The sequence below is a fragment of the Sphingobium sp. MK2 genome, from assembly GCF_040170545.1.
Lineage (GTDB): Bacteria > Pseudomonadota > Alphaproteobacteria > Sphingomonadales > Sphingomonadaceae > Sphingobium.
The window spans coordinates 1-21,791 of sequence record NZ_JAZDXA010000028.1; the positions used below are offsets into that span (position 1 = coordinate 1).

Annotated in this window: 19 protein-coding genes; 3 read left to right on the plus strand and 16 right to left on the minus strand. The window is 58.0% G+C overall.

Going from position 1 to position 21,791, the window contains the following annotated elements:
- Positions 1-166: 166 nt before the first annotated feature.
- Together V2I08_RS13240 and V2I08_RS13245 are read left to right on the plus strand one after the other, a co-directional pair.
- Positions 167-841: a polysaccharide deacetylase family protein gene (locus V2I08_RS13240; protein ID WP_349635532.1), complete on the plus strand. Its 675-nt coding sequence runs from the start codon at positions 167-169 to the stop codon at positions 839-841.
- 204 nt (positions 842-1,045) lie between these two features.
- Positions 1,046-2,080, plus strand: coding sequence for a LacI family DNA-binding transcriptional regulator (locus V2I08_RS13245; protein WP_349635533.1), 1,035 nt, complete (start codon positions 1,046-1,048; stop codon positions 2,078-2,080).
- 22 nt (positions 2,081-2,102) lie between these two features.
- On the opposite strand, the gene V2I08_RS13250 is transcribed toward V2I08_RS13245, so the two are convergent.
- From V2I08_RS13250 to V2I08_RS13325, 16 genes are all read right to left on the minus strand, one after another.
- Complete coding sequence (locus V2I08_RS13250) at positions 2,103-2,585, minus strand: nuclear transport factor 2 family protein (protein WP_349635580.1); 483 nt, start codon at positions 2,583-2,585, stop codon at positions 2,103-2,105.
- A gap of 2 nt (positions 2,586-2,587) precedes the next feature.
- Positions 2,588-4,180 carry a CocE/NonD family hydrolase gene (locus tag V2I08_RS13255; protein ID WP_349635534.1) on the minus strand — a complete coding sequence of 531 codons (1,593 nt, stop codon included), beginning with the start codon at positions 4,178-4,180 and terminating at the stop codon, positions 2,588-2,590.
- A gap of 216 nt (positions 4,181-4,396) precedes the next feature.
- The gene (locus V2I08_RS13260) at positions 4,397-4,954 is read right to left on the minus strand and encodes a VOC family protein (protein WP_349635535.1); all 558 of its coding nucleotides are present in this window, start codon (positions 4,952-4,954) and stop codon (positions 4,397-4,399) included.
- A 38-nt stretch (positions 4,955-4,992) separates the two neighbouring features.
- Positions 4,993-6,195, minus strand: a complete 1,203-nt coding sequence (locus V2I08_RS13265) for an acyl-CoA dehydrogenase family protein (protein ID WP_349635536.1) — start codon at positions 6,193-6,195, stop codon at positions 4,993-4,995.
- Positions 6,196-6,282: 87 nt separating this feature from the next.
- Positions 6,283-7,353, minus strand: a complete 1,071-nt coding sequence (locus V2I08_RS13270; protein ID WP_349635537.1) for a Rieske 2Fe-2S domain-containing protein — start codon at positions 7,351-7,353, stop codon at positions 6,283-6,285.
- 169 nt (positions 7,354-7,522) lie between these two features.
- Positions 7,523-9,703, minus strand: coding sequence for a TonB-dependent receptor domain-containing protein (locus V2I08_RS13275; RefSeq protein WP_349635538.1), 2,181 nt, complete (start codon positions 9,701-9,703; stop codon positions 7,523-7,525).
- A 573-nt stretch (positions 9,704-10,276) separates the two neighbouring features.
- Entirely contained in the window at positions 10,277-11,296 is a 1,020-nt protein-coding gene (virB11, locus tag V2I08_RS13280; protein ID WP_349635539.1) for a P-type DNA transfer ATPase VirB11, read from the minus strand.
- Entirely contained in the window at positions 11,293-12,324 is a 1,032-nt protein-coding gene (locus V2I08_RS13285; RefSeq protein WP_349635540.1) for a TrbI/VirB10 family protein, read from the minus strand. Before V2I08_RS13285 ends, virB11 begins: the two co-directional genes overlap by 4 nt.
- A 128-nt stretch (positions 12,325-12,452) precedes the next feature.
- Complete coding sequence (locus tag V2I08_RS13290; protein WP_349635541.1) at positions 12,453-13,136, minus strand: TrbG/VirB9 family P-type conjugative transfer protein; 684 nt, start codon at positions 13,134-13,136, stop codon at positions 12,453-12,455.
- A gap of 8 nt (positions 13,137-13,144) precedes the next feature.
- On the minus strand, positions 13,145-13,861 hold the full coding sequence (locus tag V2I08_RS13295; protein ID WP_349635542.1) for a VirB8/TrbF family protein: 717 nt from the start codon (positions 13,859-13,861) through the stop codon (positions 13,145-13,147).
- Positions 13,858-15,066 carry a type IV secretion system protein gene (locus tag V2I08_RS13300; RefSeq protein ID WP_349635543.1) on the minus strand — a complete coding sequence of 403 codons (1,209 nt, stop codon included), beginning with the start codon at positions 15,064-15,066 and terminating at the stop codon, positions 13,858-13,860. The genes V2I08_RS13295 and V2I08_RS13300 overlap by 4 nt, the downstream gene beginning before the upstream one ends.
- On the minus strand, positions 15,063-17,444 hold the full coding sequence (locus tag V2I08_RS13305; RefSeq protein ID WP_349635544.1) for a VirB4 family type IV secretion/conjugal transfer ATPase: 2,382 nt from the start codon (positions 17,442-17,444) through the stop codon (positions 15,063-15,065). Before V2I08_RS13305 ends, V2I08_RS13300 begins: the two co-directional genes overlap by 4 nt.
- The gene (locus tag V2I08_RS13310) at positions 17,423-17,707 is read right to left on the minus strand and encodes a VirB3 family type IV secretion system protein (protein ID WP_349635545.1); all 285 of its coding nucleotides are present in this window, start codon (positions 17,705-17,707) and stop codon (positions 17,423-17,425) included. The genes V2I08_RS13305 and V2I08_RS13310 overlap by 22 nt, the downstream gene beginning before the upstream one ends.
- Before the next feature lie 12 nt (positions 17,708-17,719).
- A complete protein-coding gene (locus V2I08_RS13315; RefSeq protein ID WP_349635546.1) occupies positions 17,720-18,052 on the minus strand; it encodes a TrbC/VirB2 family protein in 333 nt (110 codons plus the stop codon).
- 768 nt (positions 18,053-18,820) lie between these two features.
- A complete protein-coding gene (locus V2I08_RS13320; RefSeq protein WP_349635547.1) occupies positions 18,821-19,513 on the minus strand; it encodes a GntR family transcriptional regulator in 693 nt (230 codons plus the stop codon).
- A gap of 129 nt (positions 19,514-19,642) precedes the next feature.
- Positions 19,643-20,578, minus strand: a complete 936-nt coding sequence (locus V2I08_RS13325; protein ID WP_349635548.1) for a 3-hydroxyacyl-CoA dehydrogenase family protein — start codon at positions 20,576-20,578, stop codon at positions 19,643-19,645.
- Here V2I08_RS13325 and V2I08_RS13330 point away from each other — a divergent pair.
- Positions 20,577-21,785: an acetyl-CoA C-acyltransferase gene (locus tag V2I08_RS13330; RefSeq protein ID WP_349635549.1), complete on the plus strand. Its 1,209-nt coding sequence runs from the start codon at positions 20,577-20,579 to the stop codon at positions 21,783-21,785. The two genes, V2I08_RS13325 and V2I08_RS13330, sit on opposite strands and share 2 nt — an antisense overlap.
- The last annotated feature ends 6 nt before the right edge of the window (positions 21,786-21,791 follow it).

Sequence of the window (21,791 nt, forward strand, 5' to 3'; positions counted from 1 at the left end):
GCTCGTCACCTCCAATGGCTACCCAATCAATGAATCACGAATAACCTAAATCCGCCAGAGTTTTTGCGGGTGTCCAGATACAAACCAGTGAGCATTCGGGTCCGGTCAATCCTGCGCCTCTACTAATAATTATGGTTTGGCAATTTGAAAAACTGTCAGGACAAATATGAAGATTACACTGACATTCGACAATGGACCTCATCCCACCGTAACATATGATGTTCTATCCATTCTTGCTGCCAGACGGATTCAGGCAATATTCTTCGTGCTCGGAAAGAACATTGCGAACCCGCTATTGCGAGAGATTGCCATTGCCTGCAAGGATGCCGGTCATCGTATCGGCAACCATAGCTATACACATGACGCGCCGCTCGGACACATGGAAGATGATGTCGCTATCGACGAAATCGCCGGTACAGACCGATTGCTGGGCGAGTTGGTGGGGGATGAGCGCTTGTTCAGACCCGTGGGGCGAAAGGGGAGGATCGGCTCCCATATGTTCAGGCCGCGCACGTGGGATTTTCTGTGCGCAAAACGCTACACCTGTGTCCTGTGGAATTGTCTGGCGGAAGAGTGGATCGATCCCAATGACTGGTTGCAGCGCACTGTGGAACGTTGTCGGGCGCAGGAATGGAGCGTTGTCGTACTGCATGACCTTGCGACGGGCGCGATCGATCATTTGGCCGAATTTCTCGACATTCTAATCGCCGATGGTGCGCAGTTTACACTTGATCTGCCCCAGGATTGCCTGGCCAGCCGACGCGGCATCGCGACTCCGCTGGCCAATCAGATTGTCGCAACCAAAAATGAGTTCGCTAGGCAAGATCCAACCGGCGGATGATAGGAATCCTATCACCTCATTATTGCCCTGGTTCCTATTGTTCCAGAAAGCAGCACGCTATTGCTGGTGTCGGCAGCGCGCTGTACGCTGCTTTGCATTAGATGCCCGGCTGACCTTGACCAATTGGCCATGGATGGGTTGGTGCAGGTTCGTCCTTTGGCCGCAACAGGCGGATGGCGTTTCGATTTAGAGAATATAGAGGCCATGACGAACAACAAGCCTGTCACCATCAAGGACGTCGCAAAGCATCTTGGCATTGCGTTTTCCACCGTATCAAGGGCGTTACACGGTAAGCCATATGTCAGCGCAGAACTGCGCGCGCGGGTGGAGGCTGCTGCGGCGGAGCTTGGCTACGTCCCGAATGCAGGTGCCCGGATGCTGCACAAGCCTTATGGCTCCTCGATCGGGCTCGTCATCCCCGATTTTCCCAATCAACTGTTCGCAACGGCGGCGCAGATTTTTGCCACACGGTTCGCACAGGAAGGGCTCAACCTCATGTTGGGCGTTTCTGGTGACGATCCGGAAACCGAGTTGCGGCAAGTGATGGCGCTGCGCGAGGCGCGTGTGGCGGGTATCGCGATTGCGACTTGTGGGCGAAGCCTGGACCGGACGGTCGAACTTCTTCGGTCGATCCCCACGGTCGATCTGGCGGACCGCTCCGTCAACCTACAGTTCCCCACAGTGACGCTCGATGATGAACAGTCCCTGCTTCTTGCGACCACCCATCTCCTCCAGTTGGGACATCGCACGATCGCCTATATCGGCGGCGAAAGCGCACTGGGGACCGGGCAGCGGCGTCTCGCCGGTTTTAATGCGGCAATGGCGTCCTATGGTGTGGAGCCGTTGCCACGCCTCATCCAACAAGGTCCGCTGACGGTCGATTTCGCCCGCATGGCAACGATCCGCCTGATGAATGCGGCTGTCCGGCCGACTGGACTGGTCGTAGCCAACTCTCTTCAGACCGAAGGTGCGGTCGATGCCATTGCCAGTTTAGGGCTGCGATTGCCCGATGACCTATCGTTGCTGGGCTATGGTGATGCGAGTTGGTTCAAGCTTTATGGGAAGGGCATTACAACAATCGATACGCGCACCGTCGATCTTGCAAATGCGGGTGTCGACATCCTGCTCGAACGGATGACCGCGTTCGAACAGGGGCGCAGTCATGACGAGAACCCGATCCGTTACACTCTCCAATGTAATCTCATCCAGCGTGGAAGTACCGGAGTGCCGCCGTCGTAGGCATTGCCATCCATTCTTTGTCCTAATCGGCAGGGAGTTGAAGCAGTAGGCTCGAATATCGCTTCGCAATCCGCCAACGGCCATCGTAGCAGCGTATCAAGCTATCAACATAGCTGGCCATGGCAACTGCAGGTGTTATCGTGCAGGGCTTACCTGCAACTGAGGATTTCAGCACGACGGCAGCGGATTGCGCGGTCGCTTTGTTACCGGACAGGCTGACCATGACATTGCAAATCAGGTGACATGAGAAGCCGCCCGCCGAGCGCCCAGCAAATACCGTGCGAATTTGCTCATGACCACAATAGACATTGCCGTCCGCCCTTTGCCAAACGGCATCAGGGGTGAACAGATCGACAAAGCTGTCGACGTCGTCACCATCGGCCAGGGTACCGTAGCGCTGGACCACGCTCGCACAGGCCCGTTCATCGAGGAGCGATTGGAGCAATTCTTTGGGGCTGGGCGCGCTGGAGGTGCCCCTCGTGCCTATGGTCGCTCCTTCCGTCACGATCAAAATTCGATGCTACGAAAAGAGAGGGCTGCCGGATAGCGCCCGCCGGAGATGAACGTATGGCGATCGCCCCGTTGGAGAGGGTCGGGCGGATAGTGCAGCATTTCTGGGGTGCGCATCGGCACCAGCGGAATCCCCGAAATACGCAGGCGCAATTGTTCGCCTGCATGCCAGCGCATCGCGACCGGGCCGAGCGGAATGTCTAGCGCCACCGGCTTACCGGGAACGATCTTCCGCTCGAAATTCAGGTCGTGATGCAGGGGGTGGTCGGACAGCAGCCCCCGGCGTGAGGCGCGAATTTTGCCTTCGGGACCATTGTAGAACAATTGCCGCAGCTTGCTCACGCCATGATCGAGCAGCCAGGGCATCCATGTGCGCGCACCAGGGAGGCCGAGGTCGATCATTTGGTGGCGCAGCATCTTGCCCTTCGCGCTCAGCTTCTGCATCTGGACATAGACATCTGCATCATCGTGCCCCTCGACAGACACCCAAAGGCGAAGCATGGGATAGCCGACGATTTCGGTGTTTCGATCGAAGCGATGGAGCAGGTCGATCTGTGGTTCGGCCGCCGAAAGGCGGTAGGCGGCGCGCGTTTCAGCAGGCGACGGCGATTCCGTCAGCTTCCCGTCCGCTAGATTGAGGTGCAGGGCTCGTTCGACTGCGCGGGCGGGCGGAAACTCTGCTTCCGGCCGATCGACGATATCGCGGTGGCCGGGGTCGAACACCACCATGCGAACGGGTGATGTTTCCTCCCAGCCATTGTCGATGCCTTTGAGATAGCGGTCGAAAAACCGCATCAGGTCCGCACCATATTTCTCGTTGTAGAAATCGATCCATTCCAGGGTGTTGTGAATGCGCAGCCATCGTGGGCAGCGCAGCCGCGACCACGCGCGGAATGTGCCGTTGGTGTGCAGCAAATTGGCATAGGCCGCCACGACATAGGCGGGACATTCGATCTCCTCGATCGGCGGGGCCTTGTCCTGCCAATATTCATCGAACAGCGGATGACGATCCAGCATGGCAACGACATCTTCCGCTTCGCCCTTGCCAAAGTTGTTGGCCATGAGAAGCTCTGCGAAGGGCACGCCTTCGGGAATCCCGCCGCGCACGAGGAAGTCGCGATAAATGTCGCTCAGCCCTTCCCAGGGCGCGATGGCGGCAAGATGAGCCGGTTTCTGCGCCGCTATCTGCCATTGAGCAAAGGCAAGCCAGCTATTGCCCGCCAGCCCGACCTTGCCCGTACACCAGGGCAAGGCGGCAATGGCCTCGATCGCATCGTGCCCGTCCCGGCCTTCCTGCGATCCGTTGAACATGATGATGCCTTCGGAATTAAAGGCACCCCGCGCATCGACCTGGACGATGGCATAGCCATTGTCGCACCAGAGCGATGGATCATTTGCTTCCCAGGACTGCAGGCCGGACGTGGCGCTGCGGGGGATGCCCAGGCGGTTTGGATAGGTTTTACTGTCCTCGATAAAATACTCACCCGTCCCCCCCTTGCCATAAGGTGCCCAGTTGACGAGCGCAGGCACAGGCTCGGAGGCATTGGCGGGGCGGAAGACATCGGCATAAAGCCGGGTCCCGTCGCGCATCGTCAGTTCCACGTCACGTTCGTGAATGATGTCGCAACGCAGACCCGGAGCGCCCTTTGCATGAACGCTACCCCTCGGAAGCAAGCTGCTGCCCGGATTCAAAGGTTTATAGCGCGCGCGCGGATTTGAAACGGAGGGAGCCTTGCGGGTTGCAAAAACAGACGGGTTCATAATCGCCTCGTTGAGTCTCGTGGGCCGATGTGACGCCAGCCTGTATCAGCTATGGCGAACGTTGTTGTTCGTGGTGCGATCGCCGGCGAGCCAGCGCTTGAGGTCGGCGTGCGCGCTCTTCGTCTGCCAGGCATGAATATCTTCGACGTTCGCCGCGTCCCACGCGAACTCCATCATGTAACCCTGCTCGCACGGGATATAGAGCGACCGACAATAGCCATGATCATGGTCAAAATGGTGGAGGCCTGCACTCTCCGCCCGCCGGGTCATTTCCTCAAAGCCCGCCTTGTCGACCTTGAGGGCGATATGATCGAACATTCCCGTAAGCGTCCCTAAGCGGGGGGCGTAGCGTTCATAGTCGGCCTCACTGCCGAACTGGAAAAAGGCCAGCGCCGAACCGTCATCCAACTCGTAAAAGGTATGGCAAAGTTCGAGCGTTTCTCCGGGTTGTTCGGGATGGGGCACGTTCTCGCACCAGGTGGCGACGAGCGGAATGCCGAGGCCGTCCTCCACAAATTTCCGGTTGGCTTCCTGGTCCTTCACGACGCGGGCGGCATGATGGAGCCGGGCGAGGCCGCTGCTGCGGGAATGTTCGACAGTCATGCATTGTCTCCTGCATTGACGGTAAAGTTGACCGATGTTTAGAAACTGACCGAGGCGTCCGGTAATTGCATCATGAACTCCGCGTGATTTTCGTAAGCGGAATTGTTCAGGATGATATGGGTCACGGCGGCATTCGCGTCGCGCAGCGCCATCTCGAAGCGGTGCCCGGCCTGGATGCCTTCACCGCCGGCATAGCCGACGACGTCCGTGACGATGCTCACCACCTGCCTCGCGCAATAGGCACCCACCGCCCTGGCTTCGACTTCATTTTCCGGTGACGATTTGCCCGTGGCAGCGATATCGCGCACCAGCCTGTCCCCTGTCGCGCGCGACAGGGCGCGCACGGCTTTAAGGCGGATATCGGCTTCACCGAGAAAAGACTGGAAGACACCGCGATAGGCGAGCGGTGTCTTTTTGGCGTGGCCGCGCACTTTGCTGGCTGCTAGCTTCGCCATGTCGTCAAGCACCCGTTGGCCCAGCCCGATCATCAGCGGCGGGATGCATAAGGACAGGAAGCCAAGAAAGCCAAGTTTGTAGAGGGGGCCACCGCGACGGGGCGCCTGTCCGACGGGAAAGCAGAGTTCTTCAGGGACGAACACATCCTTCGCCCGGAAGTCCGAACTGCCCGATCCTTTCAGGCCCAAGACATGCCAGTTGTCTTCGATCTCCAGCGCGCGCGTGGGCAGGAAGATCATGCGGGGAACAGGGGGTGCGCCATCCTCCGGCTGTTCGGCCGCCATCACCAGGGTCCACTCAGCCTGGGGGATGCCACTGCCATAGGTCCAGTGGCCGGTCGCACGATAGCCGCCTTCGACCGCTACCAGTTCCCCGATGCGTCCACCGCCGCCGCCGCAGATCGGGGGCATGCGACCATCGGGCATCAATATCCGCAAGCCTTCAGGCAACAGATTGGCTCCGGCGACGCCCGCATTGTCGGCATAGAGCATCAGGCACCAGCCTGCGGCGAAATTGTGATAGGCAACCTGTTCGGTCACGTCGCCATAGAGGGTGAGATCGGCTTCGTAGCCGTCGAGCGCGGCGGGAACGCGCAGGTCCAGCAGCCCCGCTTGACGCATGGCCGAAACTACCTCTGCGGTCGGTCCGCGTTGCGCCTCCATGGGGAGTCGATTGGCTTCCAGGCACGGCGCAATGTCCGCGACGGCATTCAGCAACTGGTCGCGAAGGCCGGAATGCGGCTCCGCGAAGCCCGGATCGGTAATCTTCGTGAATGCTTGCGCCATGTGTTGATCCCTATGTGCGTTCAATCGTCATTCGAAGTGGGCTGATCATCGCAGAAGAGGTGCCGGCACCGCGGTAGCGTATGGCTGTTATGCGGCTATCGTCTGCCGCGCTTCATCCGCAGCGAACTTTGCGAACATCCGCAGCACGCGAACACCGCCCTCGTCTGTCTTGATGATCCGTTCGCTGAAGCCTGGGCGGTGATCGCGATTCTGTATCGCCTCGATTTCTTCCAGCGCAACCTTGTCTTCTTCGAACGCTGCACCGGCAAGCGTCTGCATCTGGCCCAGCAGCACGCTGTCGCCGCCGCCATGTTCAAGCGCCAGTGCCCAGTAATAGTGCGTGGTCGTGGCTGTTTCCGGCGTCATATAGTGGGTGATATATTGTTCGTCGGTTTTGCCAGCTTGTGACACATCGACCGTTATCTGATGCCCTTCCTGCATGGCGGGTGTCCGTGCCAGGTGATGCGCCTCCCGATTGAATGGACCTTTCATCCCTGCATATTCCGCCAGAGCGGGCGGGAAATCGACCCCTTCATGTACTTCGAACTGGCGGATATGGTTACCTTCATCGGTGATCGTGCATGGTGCCAGCGTATGCTCCCGCTTGGCCAGATTCCACTTGCTGTGGAGGAAAGCGAAGTGCGTGAGGTCCATCAGGTTTTCGTGCAAACCCAAGTAATTGGCTTTCATGAACATATAGCCCGTCAGCACCGTCCATCGCGGCTTGTCCCACCAGTCTTCCCGGAAAAAGCGCGTATAGTCGGGATTGGCTTGGTCTCCCATCCAGATCCAGACGAACGGTCCTTCCTCCTGTAGCGGATAAGCATCGAGCCTGATCGAGCGCGGTGCCGAGTTCAACGAGGGAACAAGGCCGCATGAACCATCGGGATTGAATTCCATTCCGTGATAGTTGCAGACAATCCGGTCACCATTGAGATAGCCGTTATGCAGCGGAAAGGAGCGATGTGGGCAGCGATTTTGCACCGCGACCGGCTTGCCTTCTTCAGTTCGGTAGAAGAGAATGTCCTCGTTCAGGATCGTGCGGCGTATTGGCGCGCGCGTGATCTCGTCACGCTTCGCGGCGACATACCAGAAATTTCGGAGCAAAGGTGTATGTTTGTCGGCAATGTCATTCGACTGGCTCTTAAGGCTGGTCATCTGCCTCTCCTTCTTTCCTTCTCAGTTGCGGCATGCCGCTGCCTCTTCATTTGCAGCAACTTTTTGTTTCACCATCCTGAACGGCGGTTCTCTGGTAGGTTGACCAACTCTAAGGCTTTGAAAAACTGTAGCTGGTGAGAGAGGTCAACATGCCAGGACATGCCATCGATCAGAATTGGTAGCCGATAGTTGCGCCATATGTTCTCGGTTCGGCGAACATGCCAACCTGATTGCCGTTAATCTGGGTTGCAGCAAAGGTCAGCACACGCTGGTTGGTGAGATTCTTGCCAAACACGCCAATCGATAGTCCGCCTTCACCTACCCAACGCAGTGAAGCACCGAGCTGGGCATAGCGGTTCTGTTTAATAAAATTATCAGGCTCGAAGTAAAATCCGCTATTATAATAGAGATTGGTTGAAGCAGTCAGCTTTCCGTTCGAAACATCTGTGGTATAGTTCAGTCCAATATTGCCAACGAACTTCGAGGCAAGGGCAACCTGGTTGCCTGCACATTCTGTTCCGGTGCTGGTAACAGGTACACCGCCATTGGGGGCACCCATGCCGCAATTGGGGAAGGACTCGAACTTGGGAGAAAGCCATCCGATACCCGACGTCAGCGTCAGGCCGTCGGCTAGGACAGCCGTCAGGTCCGCGTCGATTCCGTAGATATGGGCCGAAGCGCCGTTGACGATTCCTATCGTACCGTTGCCCAGTTTTTGTACCTGGATGTTCTTATATTTGTAATCGAAGCCGGCAAGATTGACGCGCAGGCGGTTGTCGAGCAGGTCTGCCTTCAAGCCGACTTCTAGCGCATCCAGAGTTTCGGGATCGTAGGTATCAAAAGCGGGGTTGCCCAGATTGAACCCGCCGCTCTTGAAGCCCCGATTATAGGATATATAGCCCAGTACATCATCCGAGAAGCGGTGGTCGAGACTGACGCGGTACGTGAATTTGCTGGCGGTCTTGCTGCGGTCAGCCAACGGAACGGTTGCTACGAGAATGTTCGGCACGACCGTCGATGTAGCCAGACTTGCATCTTTCTCCTGACGGCGCTCGGTCGTATAGCGCCCACCGAACGTCAGGTTTGTAGCATCAAAAAGCTCATAGGTTGCCTGTGCATAGCCCGCGAACGAGCGTGCCGTCTGCTTGCTGTTCGTATTGACCGACCGATTGAGGAAATTAAGATTCAGGATAAAATCTTCATAGGCGAATTCGCTGGAATAATAGAAAAGACCAGCAGTCCATTTCAGCTTTTCGGATTTATCCGAAGAAAGCTGTAACTCTTGCGAAAACTGGCGACCTGGCGTGATATAAGTGAAGCTTGAAAGCTGGTTAACCGTGAAGTCAAAATCTTGCGCATGATCGATCCGGGACTTGCGATAAGCGGTGATACTCGACAGCATCAGGTTGCCCAGCCCTTGATCGAGGCGCAGGCTGACACCCCCGTCCCAGGCGGTTCGGGTCGGCGTGATATTATAGTTCACGTTGTATCCCGTGTCGGGCGCGACGGTGAAGGGTGGCCAGCCGGACACCCGGCCCGGAAGGCTTGTGAACGCGCCCATTGACCCTTTGGTATTGGAATAGTCGCCAATCAGCGTAAAACTTGTGTCGGCACCAGCTTCCCATATCCATTTTGACCGCAGCGAAATGATGCGGTCCTGCCGATAGACATGTTCGCCAAGCGCGACATTCTGACCCCAGCCATCGCCCTGTGTGCGTCCTGTGAAGGAAATGTCGGCAAATAGGTTCGACGTGATGGGGCCGGACAGATAGGCCGAGCCGGAGAGGGTGTCGTAATTGGCATAGCCGACCTCGAACTTCCCTTCAGGCGTGCTACCTGGTGCCTTCGTGGTGATCTGGATCAGGCCGCCAGTTGCGTTGCGACCGAACAATGTGCCTTGCGGACCCTTCAGAACTTCAATCGAAGCGATGTTGTTGAGTTGGGTCGTGGAGGCCTGAGGAGAGGCGATATAGACGCCATCCACATAGATGGCGACCGGGCTTTCGACGCCGGGACCGGCAGCGATCGAGCCCACGCCGCGGATGCTGCTGGTCAGATAACCGTTGGTGCTGGTCGAGTTAAGTGTGGGCACTGCGATCTTGATGTCCAGCACATCGCGTACGCCCAGGGCGTCAAGCTGTTCGCCGGATGCCACAGAAACCGCGATAGGCACATCCTGGAGGTTTTCCGACCGCTTCTGCGCCGTCACGACGATGTCCATCAGGCGGCTATCATGTGTCTCAGCTCCTGATTGATCGTCCGCGGTAGATTGGGCAACGGCACTTTGGCTGAACATGGCGCTGCACAGCAGGGAACTGAGCAGAAGAGCGTGCCTGGTTGAATGGTTCATGGTTTCCTCCCCTAAAATGACTTTTCCTAAACGGATGCTCTGCGGCCATTCTGCGAGCCGCTTGTCTGGACAAGTCGGCCGCGCAGCCGGTTTGCCTCTTCCGTTCGCGAAACAATCTGAACCGCAAAGGCAAAGTTGTCAAGAAACGTTTGCAGACATTTTCAGGCCTGCTGAGGATGGGCTTTTCTGTCCAATTACACAGCGCTCGATCGAGGCGAGATGGTCAGCATAATTCCCATATGCCGGGGATATTTCGCTGCTATCTCGTGTGAATATGTAACCTTCGGATCGTACAGATGAAAACGCCGATCAAGGCAGGCAGCAGGTCCATGCTCTCTTTTGCAGCAAACGTTTATCGATGAATTTTGGAAGGTGCCGGGTTGACAGCTTGATTCACGGTCCGAGGCTTTCGGCGGGTCAAGCGCGGTTCAAAAATACATCATTGGTGATTAGCGGGCCTTGGTATTAGTGAGGCCGCGCTCCTGCTCTGGCTCTTGAGCATTGCCAAATATGGGCGGTCAAGTTGGGTCCGCGCAAAATGCCGTTCCAAGGTGCGAGCTGAAGTGGTTTACTTCAGTCCGCAAACTCCTGGCTATGGGCATCGCGTAACATGGCCCCGCGCCAGCGAATCTCGGTCACGCGGCGGTGTCCGTCACGACGGTCAAGTTGCACGACGATGTCGACCAGTTGGTCGATATGCTGTCGCAAATCACCGCCTTCAATGCGCACGCCGGATTGCAGTGCCAGCAGTGCAAGTTGATCGAGCGCTCGTTCCGGCGTGTCGGCATGGATGGTCGTCATGGAACCTGGATGGCCAGTGTTGACCGCACGCAGAAAAGTGAGAGCTTCAGGTCCCCTGACCTCGCCCAGCAGGATGCGGTCCGGGCGAAGGCGCAGGGCTGCCTGCAACAGGTCGTCTGCGCTCACGACGCTTTCGCCTAACCGACCGCGCGTCGCGATCAAGCCAACAGCATTGTCGTGGACAAGGTTGAGTTCCGCACTGTCTTCGATGGCGACCAGACGTTCAGACATGGGTATTTCACGTAACAAGGCGTTGACCAAGGTTGTTTTACCCGTCGATGTGCCTCCGGACACCAATATCGTTTTGCGACGTTTAACTGCCGCCGACAGAAAGGCGACGGGATTGCCATCGTCATAAAGCTGCGTCAGTTCCCGGTCCGGATTCATGCGTGGACGCAGAGCCGTGTCGCTGAACATGGCGCTCCCGCGCAGTTCTTCCAGGCTATAATGCGCCTTTACCTGACGCCGAAACGCGATCGCAAAGCCGGCACGTGTGGCTGGCGGCGCAACGACCTGAACGCGCGTACCGCACGGCAATGTGCCGGACAAAAGTGGTTCCGCGCGACTGATTCCCTGATGCGAGATGCGTGCCATTTGTTGCGCCAACTGCCAGAGCCACTCTTCGCTCAACAGCGGCAGGCTATGACGTGCGATGACTCCACCGACCCGCTCCACCCATATATCCTGTACATTATTGATATATATGTCGGTTGTGTCCGGCAGGGCGAGAAAGGGCGACAGCGGTGCCAGAAAAGAGGCGAGATAGTCGTTGGGAGGAAATGTTTCCATCATCGGACCTGGGGCACGCCCGAAAAATCCAGGTCACGCGCAACAAAGACCGTTATGGCTGCACCGGCTGCCACTTTGACGGTGGGCGGTGCATCGGCATTGGGGATCAGATTCTGGCTCCCAATGCCGGGAAGTTGTGCACTGTTGCTGACAATGATGCTACCATTACCCCGGCGATTGGCGAGATTGACGCCAATCTGCAAGGCCGACTGTAGTGCTGCATTGGCAAAACGAGCTAAAAAATGGCTATCGACCTTTCCGGGAATACCGATGCCACCCGTCGCATCGGCGGCGGGAGAGTCAAGGCGGATGGCCACGCCATCAGGTCGAATCAGCCGACCCCAAGTTGCCAGAATGCGGCGTCGCCCGCCCGGCTGTTCAGCCCGGAACTCGCCAACCAGGCGACTTCCGCGCGGGATCAATATGCGGCTACCATCGAAACTACGCACATCGCGCGAGACTATAGCGCGGATCAGGCCAGGACGGTCGGAGTTGACAGGCGTTTCCAGCGTAGCGGACAGAATTTCGCCCTGTGCGACCACCGATGGACGGTTGCGAATAATGCTGGCGCGTGCTGGTGCAGCATCACCGGCCATTTTATCGTCTCCCATGCCCGCCGCGCCACTGGTGCTTGCATCATAAATCAGCGCGGAACCTGAACGGTTGAAGGACCCTGTTGAGCCGGTGCCCGGTGCGCCCGGCATCGGCTCTTGAGCAAAGCCACCTGGGAAACTCGCACCTTCCGTGCTGACATAATCCCCTTTTTGCGAAGGCATAGCAGAAGAATTATACCCCGCCCCAGGTCGCAACGGACGTGCAAAGGCGGCGCTGCCAGTTGTCATGGAACCGTTAAATCGACCTTGCGGGTTCCCTGCTGCCGCTGCGTCAGCATTGGATGATCCACCCTGTCGCAGCAGGTCGCGCAACCCATTATTGAGAATGGGCGGGACGGGTGTCGGTCTCCCACTGGTAAAGTCCGATTGGGGGTGGGATGATGCGCTATCGGCCCTTTGCCCATTGATGGTCAGCATGACCGCCGCGCCTATTGCTATGGCGGCCGCCGCCAGCGCCCATGTCGGGGCTCCAGCCGACGGCATTGCAACCGTGGGACGACAGTCCGCCTCCATCTCGGTGTCTGGCTTCGTGTCGACGCTGTTGCTCATCGCCCGACCTGCCCTTCGCTGCGCAGGACATGAGCCTTTGCCTTACCCACGCGCAAGACATATTTCGGCCAGACGCGGTCAATGCTCCAGTCATCATTGCTTTGGCGGATTGTCACCAACGTTTCGTGACCCTGCTCATCGACTGCATATATCGCGGGCAGGGGCATGGTTTTGTCAAAGGTGAAGAGCGTTTGTTTGCCATCATCCGTTACGGCCAAGGGACGCGCGAGTCGATCGCCCTTGATCCGATAATAGACAGGAACCGTGACGGCGGTTGCGTCAGCGATCGGCTGCATCGGGCCGGTCGGCTCTGGAGCGGCCTGCTCGCCATAGGTGAAGCGCAGGGTAAACGTCGCTTCAGGATCGCCGTCAAAGGCGGTTTGCAGTAAAATGCTGTAATGGCGGCTATCGGTCACGATTTCTGTATTGGTAGGTCCACTATTGCCCAGAGGGCGCACAAACAGATGATCGCCGCTTTTTGACGGCGATACATCCCATGCACCGCTATTGCCGATCGCGACACTTTCTATCCGCTCATCGGGACTAAGGACCACGGTGGCGACATAACCGGGCACCACGCGCAGGGTATAGACTGTTCCAGGCCGGAACAACACTGTGCGCAGACGTGGATCGTCTTGCGCCAGCGCGGGTGCGGCCACCAGCATGGCAAGCAAAAACACCGGAATTCTCATGGCATCTGCCTCTCGGACGTCGCCGTCGTAACGGGATCTGCCGGAGATATCGCTTCGGGCGATACACGATATGATCGCACTTCAAACCCCAGCGGATTATCCAGTCGGTCCTCCATCGACATGGGCTTGTCGCGAAAGCCGAACAATATGGTGGCGATATATGGGCGGATGTCGTCGCGCCGACCATCCGAGCCGATTTTAGCAACGTCAAATCGCACCAGCGCGGACATGGGATTGAGCATCGAAATACTCTTGATCTGCGCTTCCAGGCCAATGGAGCGACCAACCTTACCCAAGCGGGCCGATGGCGGGTCCTGCTTCATGGTCATCATATAGCTGGCGCGAGCCTGCCAGCCCGACCATAATACGACTTTGCGATAGGATGCGCCAATATTGATCGGGTCATAGCTCTCCCGCGCAATCACATATTGCGCGAGCATGGATTGCTGGAGCGCTGAATTGCTACTCAGCCTGTTCATCTGATCCAAATTGACCCGTTCAACATGCCCTGTTGTACGATCTACCAGAACGGCCATTGGCACTACCGTCTTGAGCGGCATGGCAAGCGCCAGTGCTACCGCCTCCAGCGCAGCGAGTGCCACGGCAATGACTGCAATCGTCCAGGCGATACGCCGCGAGCGTACGTTGGCGATATCACGCTCATCTGCCCAGTTGCGCGCAAGGTCGAAATAGCCGGGATTGGGTTTGTTCATGATAGCGCCTCCGGACGCTTGGAAAGAAGAGAGGGGCGCCCGCCTCCGCTTCGGCGTGCTCCGTCAACAATTTGCGATCCGCGACGAATGGATGTTCTGCCGTTCGACCCTGCAGTCTGTGCGGTTGCGGCGGAAGGGGGCAGGGTAGGACCAGCGGCGCGCAAAGAACGTTCTCGCGTTTCGACGGCGCGGACGATGCCCATTGCGCGGGATGGATGGGTGGCCACGGTTACGCCCAGATATCTTGCCGTACTGCTACCTGCTGACGGAGACGCGCTGGATGCTGATGTCGTCATGGAGGGCGCGCTAGTCCGTTCGTTGACCGCCAACCAAGGTCGCATGTTGTGGAGAGGCATGGTCAGGCCTCCGGCGAACCGTTGGACAGCGAAGATGAGGGCGGCGATCACCAGAACAAATGACCATACGATAGCATCCAGCCCTGCAATTTCCGCCGATCCCGCACGCAATGCTGCGCGAACGGGGGCGTCCAGCATTTGTAGTTCCAAAGTTAGCGCCAGCGGAATGACAAGCGTAGCGAGTGCAGTGCCTAGAACAGCGCGCAGCCATCCGATCAAAAGGCCTGCTGAAAACGGGAATAGGGAGGCTGCAAAGGCAAATGGACCAAGGGCCAGTAATAGCGCTAAGCTAATCCGCGCGGCAATCCAGGTTCCCGCGCCGCTGGCGATCATCAAACCTGCCGATCTTTTACGGTCGGCTAACTGCTGACTTTCAGCCGGTGCGGCATTTTCAGATGAGGGAATATCACCAGCTTTCTGGCTATTACTGTCCGACAAAGTTGGAGATATGCTGATGGCATCATAGGCATTCTGCAACCGCTCTGACAAATATGTCGCATCTATACCGGCGGCGGGAAATATCTCCGCAGCAATTTCTGCTGGCCCGTTCATGGCGACGCGATAAATGACTCGATCATAAGCCTGCCAGCTCGTCGCGAGCGCAATCACGATCCCTATATGCAATGATAATGTAACGGCTTCGGTAGGATGCACGTTGCCACGCATCAATCTATATCCCAGTCGGGCGACTGCCAGCGTTAACAACCCGGACAGCATCACCGCAAACAGGGTGCTGGATGACAGCCCCTGCCATCCATCAGCACCCAGCAGAGCCGCCTGGCAATCGGCGACGGCAAAAAGGCTGCGTACCCAGCTATCGGGATCGGCACTGCCGCATGTGGCGCTCATGCTATGGCTTTCAGCAGGTGCGGCATCCACTCCATAGGCTCGTCACCTACTTCTGCGCGGATGACATCCAGCTTGCGGACAGTGGTCTCCCGCCCGGACAGGATCGTTAGAAGGTCGGGCTCTTCCGACAGATCTAGCTGCGCAACGACACTGTCCCTCCCATGCTTTATCAAAAAGGCGCGAGATGTATCGGGCAGTATTCGTATGATCTCGAACTCATGCTGGGTAAGGCCAAAGCCATCGCAATAATGTTCCGCCTTTGCTCTGGGATTGGGCATGAAGATTTGGGTGGCGGCCTGATCGACGATGGCCGACGCGATACGGCTCTCAAGCGCATCCTCGGCGCTTTGTGTCGCAAAGCCCACAATTCCGTTACGCTTGCGGATAGTTTTTTCCCAATCGCGAATGCGCGCGACGAATATATCGTCGTCCAGCGCTTTCCAGCCCTCATCGATCACGATGATGGCGGGGGTGCCATCCAACCTTTCCTCCACACGGTGGAACAGATACATCATCGCGGGCGTGCGGGTGCGTGGATCGTCCAGCAGCCGGGTCATGTCGAAACCGATAACACGCTGGTCGATGGCCAAGGAATCCTGGGCGTTGTCAAATAGCCAGCTATGCTCGCCGGTGCCGATCCAGGGGGCGAGGCGTGCGGCGACATCGCCCGCATGGGGCCGGGTGCCGCCGCGCAATAATTGCGCGAAATGGCGAAGCCGGCGCAGATGCGCAGGGGCAGTCATGTTGATCGTGACCGCGCGTTCGATCAGCGCTTGGTCCTCGGCAGAAAGCGCATTGCCATCATGCACCAGTCGGCCGATCCATTCGATCAGGAAGCGACGATTTTCGCTGGTATCTGGAAGCAGCAGTGGGTTCAGCCCCGATGCCTGGCCGGGCCGCAAAACGTCATAGACGCCCCCCATCGCCCGTAAAAATGGCTCCGCGCCACGATCCTTGTCGAAAAAAACGATCCGGGGCTGGATGCGCTGGGCCTGGGCTATCAGGAAGTTGAGCACGACGGTCTTGCCGGACCCGGAAGGACCGATGATCGTGAAATTGCCCAGATCGCCTTGATGGAAATTGAAATGATATGGTCCGGCTGCGGTCGTTTCCAGCAATGTGATCGGGACGCCCCAATGATTGCCTTCGGACTGGCCGGTGGCAAAGCTGTGCCAACTGGCCAAGCCGGCAAAATTGCGCGTGGATACCAGTGCCTTGCGTGCGATAAAGTCTTCGTTGCCAGGGAATTGTGCCCAAAAGGCAGGCTCCAGGCCGATATCTTCACGCACCGAGATAATCGACAGATCTGTCAGCGCAGCTTGTATTTCGGCCACGCCTGCATCGACTTCGGCGGGCGTATCGCCATGGACCGCTACGGTGAGATGATGTTCGCCAAAACCCGCGCGACCGGATGCCACGGCGTCTCGCGCTTCGCCCAGTTCCTCTCTCAACCCGACGGCTTCGTCATCGGCGGCTCGCATACGGCGCAAGGTCAGGTTGAGCCGGGAAAGAGCCGCAGCGCGATCGACGAAAACAAAACTCTGGGTGACGGTCATCTCGATAGGCAGGCGAAACAAGCTGTCCAGCATGCCGGGGGAAGTCAGGCCGGGATAATCTTTGATCGACACAAGGGCAGAAAAGCGGCGCGGCATGTGGCCCGTAGGGGCCAGTTCCAATGTCTGCGCGCCAAAGCTGACGCGGCGAGCGGGAATATGTTCGCCGACGTCGCCATAGGGCAATATCACCTGGTGCGGATAGCCATTGTAGAGAGCCGCTAGATAACGCAATGCGCCAGACGCCATGCCCTGCGCCGTTTCGGTTGTGCCAAGCAGTGTCGGGCGATAGGCGGTGAGCGCGGCCAGCAACGCATCGCGCGCGGCATCTAGCGCGCGCATCTCTCCGGCACGTCGCGCGGCCTGTTCGCCGGACCGGGTGAATTTCTGTGCGATCCGGCTGCCAATTCCGCGCGCGCCGCTTTCTGGGCGGCGAATGATGGCGATGTAGAGTTCGTTGGAAAATAGCGCACGCCGTTCACGCCGTTCACGCCAGATAGCATCCACGCTATTGGAAAATATATCTGGAAAATCGCCTGCAATCGATGGATTGACCCTGCGACGTAGCACGTGATGATAGAGCGAGAAACGCGAAGACCCGATCGCCTGGAGCATCGCGTCGCGAAGTTCCATGCGGTAGTTGATTTCCTCGCTTTCAGCGGTTTCGAACAGCAGGCCGTCCAGCTTAATCACCTGCATCAGCCGACCGTCCCGCAACATGATCGTGTGATCATCCAGTTGCAGGGCGTAGGGCAGCATACTGCCGGCCGATTGTTCGCGCGCCATTGCCGCGCGATCCCGGCTCACGGGCGATAAGAGTTGCATTGCCAATATCTGCGATTTTTAATACGCGGGCAACGGCGGACGCGGACGAGCCAAAGGTCCAGAAGCCGTGGTTCGCGAATGCAGCCAAACCAGCAGGCTAAATGTGCCACCACGCCCACCAGGATCACGAGAGGTGATCGAAAAATAAGGAACAGTTCTAGCATCGCAATGACATTGCCGATGACAAAACCATAGGGAACACCAGCCAGCGTCGTCGGTCTGGTCATGGCGACGAACAGAGGGTCGCTGCGCAAATGGGTCATTGCCGCGGTGCCCTAGTAGCCCGCTTGTGCGGTGGACTGAATACCAGCGACAATCGTAGCGGCACCGAACAGGATGAAACAGCCCAGAATGACAGACACGCCGTGACGCCAGTTCATGCGGCCGGTCAGCATCATCAGACCGACGAAGGCCACAGATATGACTGCAACTGTCGTCGCAACAGTCCCCAGCAATGTATCCTGCAGCCAGCCAACTGCGCCGACGATGGCACCAGACCCTGCCGGATCTCCGGCCATCTGCGCCACTGCCGGATGGGTTGCAAACCCTATGGACATCGCGACGACCACAGCCTTCCCAAGGGCATGTCGGATCGTGCTTGTTCGCATCGTGCAAAGTCCTTCGCTATAGGGGGTCGTTACGAGCCCGTTATCTAGCGAAAATTTAGGCCAATGTAGTTAAAGGCAGGTTAAGTGAGTAGTGGCGCAAACATGACGGCCTGACATCTTCCGTGAAATTATGACCCCGTCTGACAGGGCAGTTTTCGTTCCTGATGGCGCGCGGCGTCCATAGTATCGAAGATTGAGATGCCGGGATGACAGTATGGTCGTTGATTGGGATCAGATCGGAACGCTGAGCAATACCGTTGGCGGCTACGACATTCGAACCGACCCGCTATGGCTTTTGGTGATCACGGCTAAGCAAGGCCATGAGGGCCGCTTGATGCGATGCATATTCAGACAGCAGCCACTACAGCATCGACGGCACCACAGTTCGCGCCCACGTCTCGGCAGCGGGCGGAAAAGGGGGACTCATCTACGCGCTCTCGGCCGCTCGCGGGGCGGGTTCACCAATAAGCTTCACTGTCTGGCTATGCCCTCGGACGACCGCTCGCCTTCCACCTAACCGTTGACGAAGCGGCGGATTGCAAGGCCTATGACGACTGTTCAATATCGCGATCGATCCGGGTGAAACCCGCGATCTTTCGGATGTCGAACCGGAGCGCAAGGCTGATCTGGTTCGCGCCTGGTATGCATATGCGGGGAAAGTCGGGGTAGTCGTGCCCGATCCACGCATTACGCTCATGGATTATCCGGTCAGGCGATAACGCGCTGCCGTGCGCGGCGATGCCGTAAGTCTTCTGCTCAGGGGAGACTCTAGCCTTCCGGTTCAAATGCGCGGTCTGGCAGTTCTGCAATGCGGCCCATGGTGCGTTGGACGTGAGCACGCCCCGCACGTTCAGCACTTTCCGGGTCGTGCGAAAGGACAGCGCTTTGTAGCAGGCCATAATCAGAAAGGTCTATGGAATCGCCCGCTCGATTGAATGCGCGCAACTGCATCCGCATGATGTGCACCTGGATGGATGGGAAAATGCGTTGCAGTTCCCGATTGCCACCCAGTTGCACAAGATAGCGATAATATTGTTCGCGTGCCGCGACGAAGCCAGCAAAATCTGTATCAAAAGGGCTGCTGGTCAGCGCTTCATAACGGTCCTGCAGACCTTTATGAAGCGCTGGATCGACCACAGCATGCGCGGCACCACGAGCGGCTAGACCAAGAAGCACTTCAACAAGGTCGAGTACTTCAGTCACCTCGCGGCGGGAAAGACGTCGCACACGCGCGCCTTTTTGCGCCACCAGTTGTACCACCCCGGTCGATGCCAGACGTTGCAGAACCTCGCGGATGGTCCCTCGGCCGACGTCGAATTCGCGCATGAGGTCGGGAGCGATCAGGCGCTGGCCCGGCACATAGCGGCCTTCGTACAAGGCCCTGATGACGCCGCGATAGACATTTTCAAACGGCGTTCTGCCGGACGAATGCCCAGGGGCACCAATCAGGGCCAAATCCAAAGAGTCATCCGAGGTTCGCAATTTCAAAATGCCCTTTGCAAGCGAAAGACCGAGGTTTGCGGCCCTTCTAACGCGGGTTCTTGCTTTGCCAATAGGCCCTGCGCGTGCCCTCCATCCAAGGAACGAACCTCAACCGCTATACCAGCCCGGCTTGCCCTTTCCGCCACCAAAGCCGGCGCGCACACGCTGCTTAAGTAATGCGGGCGGACGGAACCGCTCGCCATAGGCTTCCTGCATGATCTCCTGTGCCTGAACGCAGAGGGTAGAGGTGACGGCATCCATCAGTGCGAACGGGCCAATGGCATGGCCCAGGCCCAGCTTGCACGCTAAGTCGAGTTCCTCAGGCGTGGCAACGCCTTCTTCCACAAGCCGGACAGCCTCTATCATCATCGCATGCAGCATGCGATTAACTGCAAAGCCAGCGACATCCTTTACCTTAATAGGCGTCTTTCCAATATCTTTCATCAGCGCGATCGCTTCTGAGCAAGTGGAATCGGCCGTTTCGAAGCCGGGGATTACTTCCACCAGCGCCATGCGGGAAACCGGCGAAAAATAATGCGTGCCAATGAAACGCGCTCGCCGCTCGGCGGGCAACTGGCCCGCCAGCGTTCCGATCGGAATTGTCGACGTGTTGGTAGCAATCATCGCATCACCGCGGCAGATGCGCGCCAGCGCGTTCAACACATCGATCTTGATCTTTTCCTGCTCGAACACGGCTTCGCTGACGATGTCGCAATCGGCCAGATCTTCGAGTGTCGTACTGGTACGGATGCGTCCTAGCGCCGCGGTGGTGGAGGCTTCATAGCGACCGGCGGTAATGCCTTTCTCGACGATCATAGTAAGGCGCTTGATCGCCCGCTCCAGTGCATCGGGGGCGCTATCGACTAATGTTACGTCATGTCCCGCGATTGCAAACACCAGACCGATCTCTGCGCCCATTAACCCCGCGCCTACGACGCCTGCCTTTACCTTTGCCATGCTCACCTCGCCCTTGATTAGGTCCTGCAATAATGTATGACGATTTGGAATATTAAGCAACATCGCTTTTTCTAGGAGAGCGCCCATGCCGAATCGTGAAGCTGTTTTTGTGTCGTTGGCGAGAACGCCCATAGGCAAGGCCTATCGCGGTGCATTTAACGATACCCAGCCGCAGGCGCTGGCGGGCCATGCTATCGCCCACGCCGTGCAACGCGCGGGACTTGATGTCGCGGAAGTCGAGGATGTGGTGCTCGGCTGCGCCATGCAGCAGGGCGCGACCCACTCCAACATTGCCCGGCAGGGGGCTCTGCGCGCCGGATTGCCGATTTCGGTCGCGGGGATGAGCATCGATCGCCAATGTGCGTCGGGTCTGATGGCAGTCGCCACCGTGGCCAAGCAGATTGTGCAAGACGGCATGGACATTGCGGTAGGGGGCGGCGTCGAGTCTATCTCGCTTGTTCAAAACGATAAGATGAACCTCTATCGCGCGCAGGACCCGTGGTTGATGGCCAACCGGCCAGACATCTATATGAGCATGCTCGAAACCGCAGAAATGGTTGCGCGGCGCTACAACATCAGCCGTGAAGCCCAGGACGAACTGGGCGCGCAGTCGCACCAGCGAGCGGTCGCAGCAACGGAGGCGGGACGGTTCGCGCAGGAAATCGTCCCTATGACCACGACCATGCTGGTTGCGGACAAGGCGACAGGCGCAGTCACGGCGCGGGAGGTGACGCTGTCGACCGATGAAGGATTGCGGCCTGGCACGACTGTCGACTCAATCGGACAGCTTCCGCCAGCCTATAAGGGCGGTCAGATACTTTCGCCTGGCGGTTCGGTCACGGCCGGTAACAGCAGCCAATTGTCTGATGGTGCGGCGGCGCTGGTGCTGATGAGCGCGCAGGAAGCGGCGCGCCGCGGGCTGGAGCCGCTCGGTGCCTATCGCGGCATGGCCGTTGCTGGCTGCGCACCGGAAGAGATGGGCATAGGGCCGGTCTTTGCGGTTCCGCGCCTGCTTGAACGCAACGGACTGAAGGTCGATGATATCGGCATCTGGGAATTGAACGAAGCCTTCGCCAGCCAGCTCCTTTATTCGCGCGATACGCTGGGGATTCCCAACGACCTGCTCAATGTTTCGGGCGGTGCCATCGCGATGGGCCATCCCTATGGCATGAGCGGTGCGCGTATGATCGGCCATATATTGATCGAAGGAAAGCGCCGCGGTGCCCGCTATGGCGTCGTCACTATGTGCGTGGGTGGCGGCATGGGGGCCGCTGGCCTGATCGAAATTTATTGAGGAAAG

What these genes read in the sequence shown, in the direction of transcription:
- V2I08_RS13270 (WP_349635537.1), bottom strand. Translation starts at nt 7,353, where the DNA reads ATGACCAGCCTTAAGAGCCAGTCGAATGACATTGCCGACAAACATACA.
- V2I08_RS13325 (WP_349635548.1), bottom strand. Translation starts at nt 20,578, where the DNA reads ATGGGCGCTCTCCTAGAAAAAGCGATGTTGCTTAATATTCCAAATCGT.
- V2I08_RS13300 (WP_349635543.1), bottom strand. Translation starts at nt 15,066, where the DNA reads ATGAGCGCCACATGCGGCAGTGCCGATCCCGATAGCTGGGTACGCAGC.
- V2I08_RS13275 (WP_349635538.1), bottom strand. Translation starts at nt 9,703, where the DNA reads ATGAACCATTCAACCAGGCACGCTCTTCTGCTCAGTTCCCTGCTGTGC.
- V2I08_RS13245 (WP_349635533.1), top strand. Translation starts at nt 1,046, where the DNA reads ATGACGAACAACAAGCCTGTCACCATCAAGGACGTCGCAAAGCATCTT.
- V2I08_RS13305 (WP_349635544.1), bottom strand. Translation starts at nt 17,444, where the DNA reads ATGCAACTCTTATCGCCCGTGAGCCGGGATCGCGCGGCAATGGCGCGC.
- V2I08_RS13330 (WP_349635549.1), top strand. Translation starts at nt 20,577, where the DNA reads ATGCCGAATCGTGAAGCTGTTTTTGTGTCGTTGGCGAGAACGCCCATA.
- V2I08_RS13260 (WP_349635535.1), bottom strand. Translation starts at nt 4,954, where the DNA reads ATGACTGTCGAACATTCCCGCAGCAGCGGCCTCGCCCGGCTCCATCAT.
- V2I08_RS13265 (WP_349635536.1), bottom strand. Translation starts at nt 6,195, where the DNA reads ATGGCGCAAGCATTCACGAAGATTACCGATCCGGGCTTCGCGGAGCCG.
- V2I08_RS13255 (WP_349635534.1), bottom strand. Translation starts at nt 4,180, where the DNA reads ATGCGCGACGGGACCCGGCTTTATGCCGATGTCTTCCGCCCCGCCAAT.
- V2I08_RS13240 (WP_349635532.1), top strand. Translation starts at nt 167, where the DNA reads ATGAAGATTACACTGACATTCGACAATGGACCTCATCCCACCGTAACA.
- V2I08_RS13295 (WP_349635542.1), bottom strand. Translation starts at nt 13,861, where the DNA reads ATGAACAAACCCAATCCCGGCTATTTCGACCTTGCGCGCAACTGGGCA.
- V2I08_RS13315 (WP_349635546.1), bottom strand. Translation starts at nt 18,052, where the DNA reads ATGCGAACAAGCACGATCCGACATGCCCTTGGGAAGGCTGTGGTCGTC.
- V2I08_RS13285 (WP_349635540.1), bottom strand. Translation starts at nt 12,324, where the DNA reads ATGCTGACCATCAATGGGCAAAGGGCCGATAGCGCATCATCCCACCCC.
- V2I08_RS13310 (WP_349635545.1), bottom strand. Translation starts at nt 17,707, where the DNA reads ATGACCCATTTGCGCAGCGACCCTCTGTTCGTCGCCATGACCAGACCG.
- virB11 (WP_349635539.1), bottom strand. Translation starts at nt 11,296, where the DNA reads ATGATGGAAACATTTCCTCCCAACGACTATCTCGCCTCTTTTCTGGCA.